Genomic DNA, 16,266 nt, shown 5'->3' with positions numbered 1-16,266 from the left:
GCCATCGCTGCTCAGCGCGGATAGACCACGAACTTGGGCGCGGATCCGCCGGTGGACGGTGGCACCCGGTAGTGACGCAGAGTGAACTGCATCATGTCGCGGAACGCCGGATTGGCGATCGCCGCGCCCCCGCCATTGGGCGCGTAGACGAAGACGGCGATCACGTAGCGGGGGTTCTCGGCGGGAGCCATCCCGATGAAGGAGGACACCTCACCGGGCTGCTTCTTGCCGTTCACCAGCCGCCACCCGGTGCCGGTCTTGCCGGCGACCCGGTAGCTGGGGACTGCGGCGGTGACGCCGGTGGCATGGTCGACTGTGGTGACCGCCTCCAGCATGGTGCGTAGGGCCGCGGCGTTCTGCGGGCTGAGCACCGACCGGGTCATCGGGGCCGGCGCGGGGGTGCGCTTGCCGTCCGGGCCGATCACCTCCTTGACCAGGTGCGGCTGCACGTACGTGCCGTTGTTGGCGATGGCGGCGTACGCGGCGGCCATCTGTAGCGGGGTGGCGTCGACGCTGTGCCCGATCGGCACCGACCCGCGCGACGACCCGCTCCACTCGTCGGCCGGCAGCAGTCGCCCGCTGGCCTCCCCGGGCATCCCCTCGCCGGTCGGCTTGCCCAGCCCGAACCGCTTCTGGTAGTCGATCAACCGGTCCCGGCCGAGCTTCTCGGCGATGGTGATGGTGCCGACGTTCGAGGAGTAGGCGAGCATCCCCGGGATGCTCATCCGCTTGCCGTCGGCCGGGTGCGTGTCGGAGAACCAGGTGTCGCCCATCTTGATGCTGTTGGCGATGGGCAGCGTGGTGTCCGGTGTGATCACCCCCTCCTGCAACGCCGCGCCGTAGGTGATGGCCTTGTGCACCGAGCCGGGGTCGACCACGAAGCTGGTCGCGGCGTCCTCCCGGGCGACCGGGTCGCTCGGCGTCGGTCTGGCCGCGTCGTAGGTGGGGTTGCTGGCCTGGGCCAGCACCGCACCGGAGGGGATCTCCATGACCACGGCCGCGCCGGTACCGCCCGGCACCTGGGCCATGCCCGCGCTGAGGATCTGCTGCGTCCGAAACTGCAGGTCGCGGACGATGGTGAGGGCCAGCGAACTGCCCGGCTTGGCGGGAGTGGTCCGGCTGTAGCCACCCGGGATCGGCGCGTCGAGGTCGCGGCGGCCGGCCTCGTACACCCGCTTGCCGTCCTGACCCGCGAGCACGTCGTCGTAGCGGGCCTCCAGCCCTTCCAGCCCGTCCATGTCCTGGCTGGTAAAGCCGATCAGGTTGGCCGCCAGGTCACCGCCGGGCACCTCGCGACGCTCGTCGCGGTGCACGCCGATGCCGGGCAGTTCCAGCGCCTGCACCCGCTCGGCGGTCGGGATCTCCACCCCCCGTGCCAGGTAGGCAAAACTGGACTGGATGCCGTTCTCCAGCTTGCGCGGCTTCATCAGCTCGACAAGCTTCGACGCCTGGATGCCGAGCAGCGGGGAGAGCGCCTTGGCAACGCCGGGCGGGTCCTCCACCTTGGTCGGGTCGGCGTACACGTACCGCGCCTCCACGCTGCGGGCCAGCGGCGCGCCGGTGCTGTCGTAGATCGCGCCGCGCGGCGCCGGCAGCTCGACAGTGCGGAGCCGGTCGACGGTGCCGCCCCCGGCGTACGCCGGAGCGTCGACCGTCTGGAGGAAGATCAGCCGGATCCCGATGGTGGCGAACAGGGTCAGGGCGAGCAGGGTGCCCAGCCGCAGCCGCAGCCGCGAGTCGGCCAGCTTCGGCGGACGTCGCGGCTTGCGGGACGGCCGCCGGGCCGCCGGGCGGTCGGCGCGACGCGGTCCGCCCGGCGTGGCCCGGCGACGCGGCGGCGGCTCGTCCCCACCCGGGCCACGGGGGGTACGCGGCGTGACGGTGCGCACCACCCCACCGCGTCCGACGGCCGGCGCGTCACGCCGGCCGGCCCGGGCGGCGGCCCGGCCACCGTCGAGCACCTGCAACGCCGGCCGGAACGGATCGCCGGACCGGGTGCTGCGCGGCGTACGCCGCTGCTCGGCGCCCTGACCGCGCGCCGGCGTGCCGCGCTCCTCGCGGACCGTCCGACCCCTCGGGGTGTACGCCCGGGCGCCGGAGATGCCCCCGATGCCCGGCTCGCCGGTGCGCGGCTCGCCGTCGGCGGGCCCGGCATCACGTGCAGAACCGCGCCGGGTCCCCGTAGGGTCCCGGCGCGGCTCGTCCGACCTTGGTGGCACCGGTCAGCCTCCCGCACCCTGGCTGGTCACCGACGGCTGGCCGTCCGCCGGCCGCGGCACACCGATGGTCTTGCCGTCCGGCAGCCGGATGTAGCCCGGCTCGCCCGCGTCGACCAGGCCCAGCCGCTTCGCCTGGGCGGTCAGGTTGCCCGGCGCCTCGGCGTCGGCGATCTGCTTGTCCAGTTGCTGCTTCTCCAGGTCCAGTCGAGCCTGCTGCTGCTGCAACCGCTCCAGCCGGAACGCGTTCTCATTGATCTTGGTGTTGACCGCCAGGATGCCCAGCACCCCACCGACCACCAGCACCACGATCAGCGCCGCGAACGGCGCACGCGGCACCGAGATCGGCGGCGGCGGCGCCACCCGCAGCCTGGGCGGACGAGCGCTGGTGGCGCTGGCGGCCTTCTCCACCGGCCGCAGCGCGGCGGTGCCCTGGGTCGGGAACTCGCGCGCCCCCCGGGCGCGAGTCTCCCCCTGCCGGTTCACTCGATCGATGCGTGGCGTACCGTTTCCGAGGCGCGGAGCCCGCTCCGCCGCGATCCGGCCCCCCGACCGCGGTGCGCGCTGCCCGCCGCCGGTGACGTCCCGGCGGTCGCGCTTGTCAATGCTCATGTCCCTCCCCCTCAACATCCGTCCCTCTAGCCGTCCCCGGTGCCCCTGACCCCCCACGGATCAGGCCGAACCGGTGCCCGGTTGGTGCATTCCCTTCACCCGTCGGCGAGACCGTTCGCGGTCGGTCCGCCCCTGCTCTGTCGCGTTCGGGTCGAGTCGCTCCGCGGCCCGCAGCCGCACCGAGGCGGCCCGCGGGTTCGCGGCGACCTCCGCCTCCCCCGGCAGTTCGGCGCCCCGGCTGAGCAGCCGGAACGTCGGACCGGACCCGGGAAGCTCGACCGGGAGGTCAATCGGGCCCTTACTGCGGACCCGGTCCGTGAGGGCCGCCTTGGTGAGCCTGTCCTCCAGCGAGTGGTAGGACAGGACCACCATGCGACCGCCCACGGTCAGTGCGTCGAGTGCGGATGGCAACGCTGTCTCCAGCGCTGCCAGCTCTCTGTTTACCTCGATCCGTAAAGCCTGAAACGTTCTCTTTGCCGGGTGCCCACCCGTTCGTCGGGCTGGCGCCGGGATGGAGTCCCGAACCAGCTCCGCCAGCAGCGCGGACGAGGTGATCCGGGCCCGCTCCCGCTGCCGGATGATCGCCGAGGCGATCCGACCGGCGAACTTCTCCTCGCCGTAGACCCGCAACACCCGGGCCAGGTCCGGATGCGCGTACGTGTTGACCACCTCTTCGGCGGTCACCCCCCGGGTCTGGTCCATCCGCATGTCCAGCGGCGCGTCCTGGGCGTACGCGAACCCGCGGTCGGGCGCGTCCAACTGCAACGACGAGACACCCAGGTCGAACAGGATGCCGTCGATGGCCGGATAGCCCAGCCGGTCCAGCACGTCCGGCAACTCGTCGTAGACGGCGTGCTCCAGGTGCACCCGATCGGCGAACCGGGCCAGTCGGACCCGCGCGTGGGCGAGCGCCTCGGTGTCCCGGTCGAGCCCGATCAGGACCGTCTCCGGATGCGCCTCGAGCATCGCCTCCGCGTGCCCGGCCAGACCGAGCGTCGCGTCGACGTAGACCGTCCGGCCGCCTCGACCCAGCGCGGGGGCCAGCAGCTCGAGACACCGCTCGAGCAGCACCGGCACGTGCGTGCCGCGCAACTCCCCCATGTTGACCCCCACTGGTTGAAACGTCCGTTCTTCTCGTGCGCCTGTCGTCGGACGGCGCTGCCGTCGTACCGCCAGATCCCCATCCGCTCCCGCCTGACACCGGACCGTCGCCCAATGACTGGATCGTGCGCCTGGCACCGGGGAAGTGATGCCAGGAACTCGAAAGCGGCTGGAGATCTCGCAGTACGTCGGGCGCCGTTACCGCCCTACAGACCGCCGGGCAGCACCCCCTCCTCGATGTCGGCGAAGTCGTCTTCGCTCTCGGCGAGGTAGGTCTCCCAGGCGACCTTGTCCCAGATCTCCACCCGCGTGCTCGCGCCGATAACGACCAACTCGCGGTCCAACGCGGCGTAGGCCCGCAGGTGGGCCGGAATGGTCACCCGACCCTGCTTGTCCGGAACCTCGTCGTGCGCGCTGGCGAAGAAGACCCGGCTGTAGGCCCGGGCCGCCTTGTGCGTCATCGGCTGTGCGCGCAACTGCTCCGCGATCCGCTGGAACTCAGGGGTCGGGAAGACGTAGAGGCAGCGCTCCTGCCCTTTGGTGACCACGACACCCCCCGCCAGCTCATCCCGGAACTTGGCCGGAAGGATCAACCGGCCCTTTTCGTCCAGGCGCGGAGTGTGGGTGCCGAGAAACATCGGCCCAACCCCCTCGCCCCTGAGCGGCGTTCGCGGCGCCGCTGACCCCCCGGGCCGGTGAGCCCTCCCGGCCTCACCATTGGTCCCCACTCTACTCCACTTCCCTCCACCCGCAACCAAATTGGCCCGCGTGGCGCGGCTGACCCGGAGACAAAACCGCACGTCACAAGGGGTGGAGCGGAGTGGAGGGCTCCGGCCGCCCCTCGGCGTGGTCCGCTTTCCGACATAGATCGACTCCGTCCGGGTGACACCGACCCGGCCGCCCGCGCAGCCACCACGGCCGAACGGTTCACCGTCGGCGGCGATCTGGTGGGGCCGGCGGTCCGGTAACCTCGCTCGCGTGACGGACGCGAAAATGCCCCTACGGGCCAAGGTGGCCAGCTCCGTGTCACGGACCGCCGCGGCGCTCTCCCGGGCCGCCGGCCGTGGCGACGGTTCGGTGATCGGCGGGTGGATCGGCCTGAAGATCGACCCGGACCTGCTGGCCCACCTGTCGGCCGGGCGCGCGATCGCGCTCGTCTCCGGCACCAACGGCAAGACCACCACCACCCGGTTGACCTCCGCCGCGGTCGGCGTTCTCGGCCGGGTCGCGACCAACTCGTTCGGCGCCAACATGCCCAGCGGGCACACCTCGGCCCTGGCCAAGGCCGGCAGCACCCCGTACGCGGTGCTGGAGGTCGACGAGCACTACCTCGCGCAGGTGCTGGAGGCGACCGAGCCACACGTGGTCGCGCTGCTGAACCTCTCCCGCGACCAGCTCGACCGCGCCAAGGAGGTCGCCATGATGGCGCAGCTCTGGCGCGCGGCGCTGGTCCGGCACACCGACGTACGGGTGGTGGCCAACGCCGACGACCCGCTGGTGGTGTGGGCCGCCACCCCACCGGGCGACCCCGCCCGGGGCATCAACCCGCCGCACGTGACGTGGTTCAGTGCCGGCCAGCGCTGGCACGACGACTCCTGGGTCTGCCCGGAGTGCGGCTCCACGATCCAGCGCTCCGGCGAGCAGTGGTGGTGCACCGGCTGCCCACTACGCCGACCGGAGCCGCACTGGGTCGTCGAGGACGAGGGCGTGCTCGACCCCACCGGCGCCTGGCACAAGGTCTCCCTCCAGCTGCCCGGCAAGGTCAACCTCGGCAACGCGGCGACCGCGCTGGCGGTGGCCGCCGAGTTCGGCGTCCGCCCGGTCGACGCGGTGTCCCGCCTCGGCATCGTCACCTCGGTGGCCGGCCGCTACGCGCAGGTCGACAAGGACGGGCGCAACATCCGGCTCCTGCTGGCCAAGAACCCGGCCAGTTGGCTGGAGGCGTTCGACATGGCCGACGACGCGCCGACGCTGCTCTCCATCAACGCGCGCGACCCCGACGGTCTGGACACCTCCTGGCTGTACGACGTCGACTTCGCCCCGCTCCGCGGCCGGCAGGTGTTGATCACCGGCGACCGGGCGTACGACCTTGCGGTCCGGCTGGACGTCAACGACGTCCCGTTCCGGCACGTCCGCACGTTCGACGACGCGCTCCGGTCGGTCCCACCCGGGCGGCTGGAGGTCATCGCGAACTACACCGCGTTCCAGGACATCCGAGCGGAGTTGGACCGTGTCATCTGAGAGTCTGCGCATCGTCTGGATCTACCCCGACCTGCTCTCCACCTACGGAGACCGGGGCAACGCCCTGATCCTCGCCCGCCGGGCCCGTCAACGCGGGATGCCGGTCGAGGTGCTGGAGGTCCGCTCCGACCAGCGGCTGCCCGCGACCGCCGACATCTACCTGGTCGGCGGCGGCGAGGACGGCCCGCAGGCGCTCGGCGCCCAGCGGCTGCTCGCCGACGGCGGCCTGCACCGCGCGGTCGCCCAGGGCTCGGTCGTGTTCGGCGTCTGCGCCGGCTACCAACTGCTCGGCACCTCGTTCTTCGCCAAGGGCGTGCAGTGCCGCGGTCTGGAGCTGCTCGACCTGCAGTCCGACCGGGGCGAGAGCCGGGCGGTGGGCGAGCTGGCCGGTGAGATCGACCCCCGGCTGGGCCTGCCCCCGCTGACCGGCTTCGAGAACCACGGCGGCCGCACCCACCTCGGTCCGGAGGTCTCCCCGCTGGCCCGGGTCACCGCCGGGGTGGGTAACGACGGCGCCACCGAGGGCGCGTGGCGCGGCAAGCTGTTGGGCACCTACTCGCACGGGCCGGCGCTGGCTCGCAACCCGGCCCTGGCCGACCTGCTGCTGCGCTGGGCCACCGGGGCACACCAGCTCCCGCCGTTGGACGACACCTGGTCGGACCGGCTCCGCAACGAGCGCCGCTCCGCGGTGGCCGCCGCCCGGGCATGATCCGTGCCGTCCGGCGGCTGCTCCGGCAGCCGTCGGCCGCGCGGTTCGCCCTGCTCGTGCTGTTGATCGGCGGGTGCGGGTTACTGCTGCTCCTGGTGCCCCGACCGGATCCGGCGCAGCTGCCGCTGGTCGCCGACCGGCTGGGTGACCTCGCCCCGGTGGCGGCGATCCTCGGGGGCGCCCTGCTGCTTGTCGCGCTGGTGCCCCGGACCTTCATCACGCTCGCCGCGGGTGCGATCTTCGGCCCCCTGGAGGGCGCCGCGTACGCCCTGGGCGCCGCACTGGTGGCCGCGGCGATCGGGTTCACGGTCGGCCGGTTGCTCGGCCGGGAGTTCGTGGCCGAACGGGTCCGCGGTCGTCTGGCCCGCCTCGACGGCTGGTTCGCCCGGCAGAGCGTGCTCGGTGTGGTCACCGTCCGGCTGCTGCCGATCGCCGGCTTCGGGTTGGTCAGCTACGGCTACGGCACGACCGCCGCACGGGTGCTGCCGTTCCTGGCCGGCAGCGTGCTCGCGTCCGCGCCGACCGCCTTCGGCTACGCGGCGATCGGCGCGGCGGTCAGCTCCCCCGGCCACGTCAACTGGTACGCCGCCGCCCCGGCCAGCCTGGGCCTGATCGCCAGCCTGGTCCTCGTCCACAAGTGGTGGCGAGCCGAACGCCGCCGCCGCACCATGCCCGTCTAATCGCACCCTTACCGTCTGGCAACCGGACTGGGCGGCACCGGTCCGCGTGTTCCGGGTGACCCCTTCGCCGGCCACGGCCGCCGCTACCTCGTTGTCACCGGGCACCAGGCCCTCGACCCTGCCGCCACTGCCGGCCTACTCGTGACCACCGGAGCGCAACCGTCCGGCGGCTGGTCGAGCCGGTTGTGCGGTGACCGGCGGGGATGCGCCGGAGAGCGTGATGACTCAGAGTCATCAATATGCCTCTGAGTCATCACGCTCAACGCAGTGCCCGCCTCCGTGGACGTCACGGTGCTATCGCTCGCGCCGGACCGCCCGCTGCCCTGATCGCCAGGGAGGTCAGGCGACTACCGAGACCATCCGGCCCTTGACCACGATGACCTTGCGAGGTTCCTTGCCATTCAGGGTGGCGGCCACCGCGTCCAGGGCCGCCGCTCGGACGGCCTCCTCGGAGGCGTCGGCAGGGACCTCGATGCGGCCACGGACCTTGCCGTTGACCTGCACCGGGTAGGTCACCGTGTCGGCCACCAACAGCGCCGGGTCGGCGGTCGGGAAGTCCGCGTACGTCAGCGAGGTGTCGTGGCCCAGCTTGCGCCACAGCTCCTCGGCCAGGTGCGGGGCGAACGGCGCCACCATCAGCACCAGCGGCTCGGCCACCTCGCGGGGCGTGGCCGACAGACGGGTCAGGCCGTTGGTCAGCTCGATCAGCTTGGCGATCGCGGTGTTGAACCGGATGCCGTCCATGTCGCCACGGACCCCGTCGATCACCTTGTGCAGCAGCCGGCGGGTCGCCTCGTCGGCCGGGTCCTCGGTGATCCGCAGATCGCCGGTCTGCTCGTCGACGACAGCCCGCCACACCCGCTGCAGGAACCGGTACGAGCCGACCACCGCCCGGGTCTCCCAGGGGCGGGACACCTCCAGCGGGCCCATCGACATCTCGTACACCCGGAAGGTGTCCGCGCCGTAGGCGGCGCACATGTCGTCGGGGGTCACCACGTTCTTCAGCGACTTGCCCATCTTGCCGTACTCGCGGTTGACCGCCAGATCGCCCAGGTAGTAGGCGCCGTCGCGCTCGAAGACCTCCTCGGCCTGCACGTAGCTGCCGCGCGAGTCGGTGTACGCGTACGCCTGGATCATGCCCTGGTTGAACAGCTTGCGGAACGGCTCGAACGACGACACGTGCCCCAGGTCGAACAGCACCTTGTGCCAGAACCGCGCGTACAGCAGGTGCAGCACGGCGTGCTCGGCGCCGCCGACGTACAGGTCGGTGCCCCCGCAGTCACCGTCGGCGCGCGGGCCCATCCAGTACCGCTCGTTCTCCGCGCCGACGAACCGCTCGCTGTTGGTCGGGTCCAGGTAGCGCAGCTCGTACCAGCAGGAGCCGGCCCACTGCGGCATCACGTTGGTTTCCCGGGTGTAGCGCTTCGGCCCGTCACCCAGGTCCAGTTCGACCTCGACCCAGTCACGCCGCCGCGACAGCGGGGTCTCCGGGTTGCTGTTGGCGTCGTCGGGCTCGAACGTCTTCGGGGAGAAGTCGTCGACCTCCGGCAGCTCGACCGGCAGCATCTCCTCCGGCAGGGCGATGGCCGCGCCGGTCTCGTCGTAGACGATCGGGAACGGCTCACCCCAGTAGCGCTGCCGGGAGAACAGCCAGTCGCGCAGCCGGTAGGTCACCGCGCCCGTGCCGTGCCCGTTCGCCTCCAGCCAGGCGATGATCGCCGCCTTGGCGTCGGCGACCCCCAAACCGTTCAGGTCCAGGCCGCGCTCGGGCGCGGCGCTGTTGATCGCCGGACCGTCCCCGGTGTACGCCTTGCCGTCGAAGCCCTCCGCCGGCTGCACGGTACGCACGATGGGCAGCTCGAAGACCTCGGCGAACGCCCAGTCCCGCTCGTCCTGCGCCGGCACCGCCATGATCGCCCCGGTGCCGTAGCCGGCCAGCACGTAGTCCGCGATGAAGATCGGGATCTGCCCACCGGTGACCGGGTTGGTGGCGTACGCGCCGATGAAGACGCCTGTCTTCTCCTTGGTGTCGGACTGCCGCTCGACGTCGGTCTTGGCCCCTGCCGCCTTGCGGTACGCCTCGACGGCCTCCCGAGGGCTGGCGTGCCCGCCGGTCCAGGCGTCCCTCGTGCCGTCCGGCCAGGTGGCCGGCGCCAGCGTGTCGACCAGCTCGTGCTCCGGCGCCAGCACCATGTAGGTGGCGCCGAAGACGGTGTCCGGGCGGGTCGTGAACACCCGCACCGGCGCCGCGTTGGTCGGGAAGTCGACGTGGGCGCCGGTGGAGCGGCCGATCCAGTTGCGCTGCATCAGCTTGATCGGCTCGGGCCAGTCCAGGCTGTCCAGGTCGTCCAGCAGCCGGTCACCGTAAGCGGTGATCCGCATCTTCCACTGCTTCAGGTTGCGCTTGAAGACCGGGAAGTTGCCCCGGTCGGAGCGGCCGTCGGCGGTGACCTCCTCGTTGGCCAGGACGGTGCCCAGCCCCGGGCACCAGTTGACCGGGGCCTCCGAGACGTACGCCAGTCGGTGGTCGTCGACGACCTGGCGGCGCTCGGCGACGCTCAGCTCGGCCCAGGCGCGGCCGTCCGGGGTGGACCGGTTACCACCCTCGAACTCGGCGATCAGCTCGGCGATCGGCCGGGCCCGGCCGGCGTCGCGGTCGTACCAGGAGTTGAAGATCTGCAGGAAGATCCACTGCGTCCAGCGGTAGAAGTCGGTGTCGATGGTGGCCACCGAGCGGCGCTCGTCGTGGGCCAGGCCCAGGCGCCGCAGCTGCGTCTTGTACCGCTCGATGTTCGCGACAGTCGTGGTCCGGGGGTGGGTGCCGGTCTGCACCGCGTACTGCTCGGCGGGCAGGCCGAACGCGTCGAAGCCCATCGCGTGCAGCACGTTGCGGCCGGCCATCCGCTGGTAGCGGGCGTAGCAGTCGGTGCCGATGTAACCCAGCGGGTGGCCGACGTGCAGGCCCGCCCCGGAGGGGTACGGGAACATGTCCAGCACGTACAGCTTCTCCGCGCCGGCGCGCGGGTGGGTCGGGTCGGCCAACGGGCCGGTCGGGTTCGGTGCGTGGAAGGTGCCCTCGCGCGCCCAGGTGTCCTGCCAACGAATCTCGATCTCGTCGGCCAGGGCCGCGGTGTACCGGAACGGGGGAATGTCGCCCGCCGGTGCGGCTGCCTCACTCATCGTCTCTCCTCGCTTCGCTTCGCTTCGTCTCGGCACCACCGGGCCGGGCCGGCGGCGGGCACAAAAAAGCCCCTCGCGCAGGAGGGGCCGCCGTGCTGTCGCTGCGTTCAGCGCATCAGCACGGCCCGGTAAGAAGCAGGAAGACTCCGGCCATGCCCCGCAGTGTACCTTGCCCACGGTGCGCCCTGCCGGCCCCTGGGCGGGCTGCACCCGGTCCCCCGAGATGGCGAATATCGGTGCGTAACCGACGGACTACCTGCGGGGGTCGGCGATAACGACAAACATGGTTAGCCTGAGAGACCAGTGAGATTCCTGCGGCAAACGAGGCTCGACGTCGCGAACCCAACGGCGGGTCCAGGTGCTCTCTAGAGAGCTGCCGTGACGGCGACGAGGAGGAGGCCCGTGACACAACAGACCTGGGACGAGGTGGGCGGCCTGTTGCCGCACGACGAGTTCCGCGCCGCCAGCGAGGCCATCGTGGCCAACATCGAGCAGGTCATCGAGGGTAAGACCGCCACCGTGCGGCTCGCCCTGGCCGTCCTGCTCGCCGAGGGTCACCTCCTGATCGAAGACGTCCCGGGTGTCGGCAAGACCAAGCTGGCCAAGGCCCTCGCGCGGTCCATCGACTGCACCGTGCGGCGCATCCAGTTCACCCCCGACCTGCTGCCCAGCGACGTCACCGGCGTCAGCGTCTACAACCAGGAGACGCACGACTTCGAGTTCCGTCCGGGTGCCGTGTTCGCCAACCTGGTGGTCGGCGACGAGATCAACCGGGCCTCGCCGAAGACCCAGTCGGCGTTGCTGGAGTGCATGGAGGAGCGGCAGGTCACCGTCGACGGGGTGACGTACCAGCTCCAGACCCCGTTCATGGTGATCGCCACCCAGAACCCGATCGAGATGGAGGGGACCTACCCCCTGCCGGAGGCGCAGCGCGACCGGTTCACCGCCCGCATCGCGATGGGTTACCCGGACTCCAACGCCGAGTTGGCCATGCTCGACGGGCACGGCGCCACCGACCCGCTGCACGAGCTGCGCGCGGTCTCCGACGCGGCCATCGTCCGGCAGCTGATCGCCACCGTCCGGCAGGTGCACGTCGCGGACGCGGTCAAGCAGTACGCGATCGACCTGGTCACCGCCACCCGCGAGGCCCCCGACCTGCGGCTCGGCGCGTCCCCCCGGGCGACCCTGCAACTGCTGCGCACCGCCCGGGCGGTCGCCGCCCTGGAGGGCCGCGACTACGTCCTCCCGGACGACCTGCAGGCCCTGGCGGTGCCGGTGCTCGCCCACCGGATCATCCCGACCGCCGACGCGCAGCTCGCCCGACGCACCACCGACGCGATCGTCTCCGAGCTGGTGCACCGCCTGCCGCTGCCACACGACCGGCAGCGCAACCCGTACGACACCCGGCCCCCCGCCACCGGCAACGGTCGCGCACCCTACGAGCCGCGGAGGCCATGACGTGCGTGCCGGGCTACGCGGGCTGACCACCCGCGGGCGGTCCTTCCTCGCCGCCGCGGCCGCGGCGGCGATCTCGGCCGGCATCCTCGGCGAGAAGGACCTGCTCCGGGTGGCTGTCCTGTTGGCCATCCTGCCGTTGCTGGCCGCCGCCTACGTCGGGCGCAGCCGCTACAAGCTGGCCTGCAACCGTTCCCTGGACCCGCACCGGGTTCCGGTCGGGGCCAACTCCCGGGTGGTGCTGCGCCTACAGAACCTCTCCCGGCTGCCGACCGGCACCCTGCTCCTGGAGGACCGGCTGCCCTACGCGCTGGGCAGCCGGCCCCGGGTGGTGTTGGAGCGCCTCGGCGCCCACCAGGCCAGCTCCGTGGCGTACACCGTGCGGGCCGACGTGCGGGGCCGCTACGACGTGGGCCCGCTGGTCGTGCGGATGACCGACCCGTTCGGTCTCTGCGAACTCACCCGGTCCTTCCCCAGCACCGACCACCTGACGGTCATCCCGCAGGTCACCCCGCTACCGTCGGTCCGGCTTCCCGGGGAGTACGCGGGCAGCGGCGACAGTCGGGCCCGCTCGGTGGCGGTGCACGGCGAGGACGACGCGGCGACCCGGGAGTACCGGCGCGGCGACGACCTGCGCCGGGTGCACTGGAAGTCCACGGCCCGCACCGGCGAACTGATGGTGCGCCGCGAGGAGCAACCGTGGGAGAGCCGGGCCACAGTCGTCCTGGACACCCGGGCGTACGGACACCGCGGCGAGGGGCCGACGGCCAGTTTCGAGTGGTCGGTCTCGGCCGCCGCGAGCATCGCCGTCCACCTTCGGCAGGCCGGTTACAAGTTGCGCCTGGTCACCGGGTCGGGGGCGGATGTGGACGCCTCGGAGGCCGGCGGGGACGGGGCGCTGCTCGACCACCTGGCGGAGGTACGACTGGATCAGCGTGCCGAGGTCACCGACCTCGTGCAGCGGGTCCGCCAACGTGCCGACGGCGGTCTGATCATCGGCCTGTTCGGCACGGTGAGCGTGGCCGAGGCGGAGCTGCTGGCCGGGTTGCGGGGCAACGGCGCCACCTGCGTCGGTTTCCTCCTGAACAGCTCCACCTGGCTCAGCCTGCCGGAGAAGGCCCGGGCCGAGGCGGAGCACGCCCACGCCGCCGCCGTCCTCGCCATGCTGCAGAGCGGTTGGCGGGTGGTCGGCGTCGACCACGGCGGCCAGCTACCGGCGCTGTGGCCGCAGGTCGCCCGGGGCGCCCAGGGGTTCGCCCTGCGGGCCGCGCTGGCCGAGACGGTCGCCGGTGGTGTGCGATGAACGGAAGGCTCCCCTCATGATCAGCAGTCGGAACATCGGCGTGGTGGCGGCCGCGGCCACGCTGCTGGCCGCCGCGCCACTGTCGGCCATCTTCCAGAGCTGGACGTGGTTGATCGAGTCCATCATCGCGGTCGCCGTGGTGGCCGGGGTCGCCACGTTGACCCGCCTCGCCCGGGTGCCGCTGTGGGGTCAGGTGCTGGGCATGCTGGCCGGCCTGATGCTCGCCCTGACCTGGTTGTTCCCCAGCGGCGAGGAGCTGCTCGCGATCCTGCCCACCCCCGGCACGTTGGCGTACTTCGGCGATCTGCTCGCCGGCTCCATGCAGGACATGCGCTCGTACGGGGTCGAGGTCCCGGACACCGACCCGCTGCTGTTCATCGCCGTGCTCGGCGTCGGCGCGGTCGCCGTGCTGGTGGACGTCCTGGCCGTGGGGCTGCGCCGGCCCGCGCTGGCGGGGCTGCCGATGCTCGCCATCTACTCGGTGCCGGTCGCCGTCTACGTGGACAGCGTCCCCGCGGCGCCGTTCGTGGTGGGCGCCGCCGGTTACCTGTGGCTGCTGGTCACCGACAACGTCGACCGGGTACGCCGCTTCGGGCGCCGCTTCACCGGTGACGGCCGCGACGTCGACGTGTGGGAGGCCTCGCCGCTGGCGTCCGCCGGCCGCCGGCTCGCGGCGGTCGGGGTGGCCCTGGCCGTGGTGCTGCCGCTGGCGGCGCCCGGTATGACCGGTGGGCTGCTCGACTCGCTCAGCCGGGGGCCGGGCAACGGCAGCGGCAACGGGGCCGGCTCAGGCGGCACGTCGGGTCGGATCGACCTGTTCGCCTCGCTCGCCGGCCAGCTCAACCAGTCCCAGGTGGCCGACCTGGTCAAGGTGAAGACGTCCGAGCAGAATCCGTTCTACCTGCGTTACGCGGTCGCCGACGAGCTGAGCCCCAGTGGTTTCCAGGCGCGCAACCCCAGCGGCCGGTCGGTCAACCGGGACCTCCCGGACCCGGCCGACCGTGCCGGCCAGGGCGTGCAGCAGACCACCTACCGGGCGACCGTCGAGGTCACCAAGAACCTGAGCATGTCGCTGATGCCGGTGTACGCCGAGCCGACCCGCACCGACGACCTCGGCGACAACTGGCTCTACGACACCAACCAGCAGGTCGTCTTCTCCAACCGGGAGAACTCCCGGGGTCGGAAGTACTCCTTCGACTACGTCCGCTCGACCTTCACACCCACCTCGTTGCGCAACGCGCAATCACTGCCGACCGAACACCCGGTGCGCCGGCAGATGACCGCCACGCCCGGGCCGGTGCCCGAGGTGGAGGATTTGGTCAAGGGGCTGATCCAGGGCAAGCGCACGGACTACGACCGGGTGCTGGCGATCTACCAGCACTTCTCGGCGGACAACGGGTTCAGCTACCGGTTGAGCACCCAGAGCGGCAGCAGCGGTCAGGACATCGTCAACTTTCTGACCAACAAGGTCGGCTACTGCCAGCAGTACGCCGCCGCGATGGCCTGGTTGGTCCGCGCGGCCGGCATCCCGGCCCGGGTGGCGTTCGGGTTCACCAACGGCAGCAAGCGCGATGGTGACACCTTCACACTTACCAACCTCAACCTGCACGCCTGGACCGAGGTCTACTTCGACGGGGCCGGTTGGGTGCCGTTCGACGCCACCCCGGCGTACGGGGTGCCCGGCTCCACCCGTTCGGCCTGGGCACCGGACACTGACGCGCCGGAGCCGTCCACCCCGGAGCCGGGCGTCCCGAACACCCCGTCGGACCCGGGAGCCTCGGCCGGGCCGCAGGGCCAGGACAACGCCGACCGGGACACCGACGACGGGCTCTCTCTCGGTGGGACGACGCCGAACGAGCAGCCACCGGTCTGGCCCTGGTGGGCGGCGGGCCTGGTGGCCCTGCTGGCGCTGCTCGCGGTGCCCGCTCTGCGCCGGATGGCCCTGCGCCGTCGACGGGGTGGCCGCGCGGTGAGCGGGGCGATGACCTCCGCCAGGGGCGATGGCGACAGCGAGCCGGGGGCGCGCCCGGTGGTGGTCGGCGTGGACGCCAGCCGGGCCCGGGCCGACGCACACGCCGCCTGGGCGGAGCTGCTCGACACTCTTGTGGACTTCCGGGTCCCGGTCGATCCGACCGAGACGCCCAGGGCGACAGCGGACCGGCTTGTCCGGGACGCCCTCGACGACGACGACGCGATCGGGTCGGCGCGACTGCTCGGCCGGGCGGAGGAACGGGCCCGCTACGCGCGGGATCCGCTGACCGGTGAGCGGTTGCTGCCGGCGCTACGCGCCGTCCGTGGGGCACTCGCCACGCGGGCGGATCGACGGACCCGCCTGTTCGCCGCCGTGCTGCCGCCCTCGGTGCTGCTGCGGTGGCGTACCTCCCTGGCGGACAGGTCGGGCCTCATGGTGGCGCTCACCGGACGGGCCCGGTACCGGCTGCTGCGGTGGAACCCTCGACGGCTGCTGGCCGACCGGGCCGCTCGCTGACCGAACCCACCCCGCACCGCGGCGATCGAGCCGATCATGCCGCTCGCCGGGTCGACGCCGTCCTGCGCGGATTCGACCCGGCGACGCGGCAGCTCAACGGCTGTCGGCCCACCCAAGGCCGTGCTCGATCCAAGAAAGAGGCCCTTCGCCTCGGGCACGATGCCACTACTTCCAGGATCGAGCACGATCATGCGGGAGGCGCGCAGCGGAGAAGGCGCGCAGCGGAGAAGGGCGCGCGGATACGACAGAGGTCGCCGGGGGCTGGTGCCCGGCGACCGCTC

10 protein-coding genes and 1 pseudogene are annotated in these 16,266 nt (G+C 72.1%); 6 read left to right on the top strand and 5 right to left on the bottom strand.

Features of this window, described 5'->3' with window-relative positions; translation table 11 throughout:
* Window positions 1-11: 11 nt before the first annotated feature.
* From ACLQ3B_RS02440 to mraZ, 4 genes and pseudogenes are all read right to left on the bottom strand, one after another.
* Entirely contained in the window at window positions 12-2,219 is a 2,208-nt protein-coding gene (locus tag ACLQ3B_RS02440) for a penicillin-binding transpeptidase domain-containing protein (protein WP_425776927.1), read from the bottom strand.
* Window positions 2,220-2,222: 3 nt separating this feature from the next.
* The gene (locus tag ACLQ3B_RS02435) at window positions 2,223-2,828 is read right to left on the bottom strand and encodes a hypothetical protein (RefSeq protein ID WP_425776925.1); all 606 of its coding nucleotides are present in this window, start codon (window positions 2,826-2,828) and stop codon (window positions 2,223-2,225) included.
* A pseudogene (gene rsmH / locus ACLQ3B_RS02430) lies at window positions 2,818-3,929 on the bottom strand (16S rRNA (cytosine(1402)-N(4))-methyltransferase RsmH). The gene ACLQ3B_RS02435 and the pseudogene rsmH overlap by 11 nt, the downstream one beginning before the upstream one ends.
* Window positions 3,930-4,135: 206 nt before the next feature.
* Window positions 4,136-4,567 carry a division/cell wall cluster transcriptional repressor MraZ gene (gene mraZ, locus ACLQ3B_RS02425; RefSeq protein WP_030488958.1) on the bottom strand — a complete coding sequence of 144 codons (432 nt, stop codon included), beginning with the start codon at window positions 4,565-4,567 and terminating at the stop codon, window positions 4,136-4,138.
* A gap of 355 nt (window positions 4,568-4,922) precedes the next feature.
* Between mraZ and ACLQ3B_RS02420 the strand changes: the two genes are divergently transcribed.
* From ACLQ3B_RS02420 to ACLQ3B_RS02410, 3 genes are read left to right on the top strand one after another with little or no spacing between them, the layout of a single operon-like run.
* The gene (locus tag ACLQ3B_RS02420) at window positions 4,923-6,170 is read left to right on the top strand and encodes a MurT ligase domain-containing protein (RefSeq protein ID WP_425778009.1); all 1,248 of its coding nucleotides are present in this window, start codon (window positions 4,923-4,925) and stop codon (window positions 6,168-6,170) included.
* Window positions 6,160-6,879, top strand: a complete 720-nt coding sequence (locus tag ACLQ3B_RS02415; RefSeq protein WP_196925380.1) for a type 1 glutamine amidotransferase — start codon at window positions 6,160-6,162, stop codon at window positions 6,877-6,879. The genes ACLQ3B_RS02420 and ACLQ3B_RS02415 overlap by 11 nt, the downstream gene beginning before the upstream one ends.
* Window positions 6,876-7,559 (top strand): TVP38/TMEM64 family protein, encoded by a 684-nt coding sequence (locus ACLQ3B_RS02410; RefSeq protein ID WP_425776923.1) that lies wholly within the window; start codon window positions 6,876-6,878, stop codon window positions 7,557-7,559. The genes ACLQ3B_RS02415 and ACLQ3B_RS02410 overlap by 4 nt, the downstream gene beginning before the upstream one ends.
* 339 nt (window positions 7,560-7,898) lie before the next feature.
* Here ACLQ3B_RS02410 and leuS read toward each other — a convergent pair whose 3' ends face one another.
* Window positions 7,899-10,739 (bottom strand): leucine--tRNA ligase, encoded by a 2,841-nt coding sequence (gene leuS, locus ACLQ3B_RS02405; RefSeq protein ID WP_425776921.1) that lies wholly within the window; start codon window positions 10,737-10,739, stop codon window positions 7,899-7,901.
* Between the two features lie 402 nt (window positions 10,740-11,141).
* On the opposite strand from leuS, the gene ACLQ3B_RS02400 reads away from it, so the two are divergent.
* The 3 genes from ACLQ3B_RS02400 to ACLQ3B_RS02390 are packed head-to-tail and all read left to right on the top strand — an operon-like array spanning window position 11,142 to window position 15,985.
* Window positions 11,142-12,197, top strand: a complete 1,056-nt coding sequence (locus tag ACLQ3B_RS02400) for an AAA family ATPase (RefSeq protein ID WP_091407670.1) — start codon at window positions 11,142-11,144, stop codon at window positions 12,195-12,197.
* Window position 12,198: 1 nt separating this feature from the next.
* Window positions 12,199-13,497 carry a DUF58 domain-containing protein gene (locus tag ACLQ3B_RS02395; RefSeq protein WP_425776919.1) on the top strand — a complete coding sequence of 433 codons (1,299 nt, stop codon included), beginning with the start codon at window positions 12,199-12,201 and terminating at the stop codon, window positions 13,495-13,497.
* 16 nt (window positions 13,498-13,513) lie between these two features.
* Window positions 13,514-15,985 (top strand): transglutaminase TgpA family protein, encoded by a 2,472-nt coding sequence (locus tag ACLQ3B_RS02390; RefSeq protein WP_425776917.1) that lies wholly within the window; start codon window positions 13,514-13,516, stop codon window positions 15,983-15,985.
* Window positions 15,986-16,266: the final 281 nt, after the last annotated feature.

Origin of the sequence: Micromonospora sp. DT53 (assembly GCF_049841535.1) — a bacterium.
Lineage (GTDB): Bacteria > Actinomycetota > Actinomycetes > Mycobacteriales > Micromonosporaceae > Micromonospora.
The sequence above is the reverse complement of the archived record's forward strand: the minus strand, read 5'-3'. Positions and strand labels throughout refer to the sequence as shown.

Coding starts and splice junctions, on each gene's coding strand:
- ACLQ3B_RS02435 (WP_425776925.1), bottom strand. CDS start 2,828: ATGAGCATTGACAAGCGCGACCGCCGGGACGTCACCGGCGGCGGGCAG.
- mraZ (WP_030488958.1), bottom strand. CDS start 4,567: ATGTTTCTCGGCACCCACACTCCGCGCCTGGACGAAAAGGGCCGGTTG.
- ACLQ3B_RS02420 (WP_425778009.1), top strand. CDS start 4,923: ATGCCCCTACGGGCCAAGGTGGCCAGCTCCGTGTCACGGACCGCCGCG.
- ACLQ3B_RS02410 (WP_425776923.1), top strand. CDS start 6,876: ATGATCCGTGCCGTCCGGCGGCTGCTCCGGCAGCCGTCGGCCGCGCGG.
- leuS (WP_425776921.1), bottom strand. CDS start 10,739: ATGAGTGAGGCAGCCGCACCGGCGGGCGACATTCCCCCGTTCCGGTAC.
- ACLQ3B_RS02390 (WP_425776917.1), top strand. CDS start 13,514: ATGATCAGCAGTCGGAACATCGGCGTGGTGGCGGCCGCGGCCACGCTG.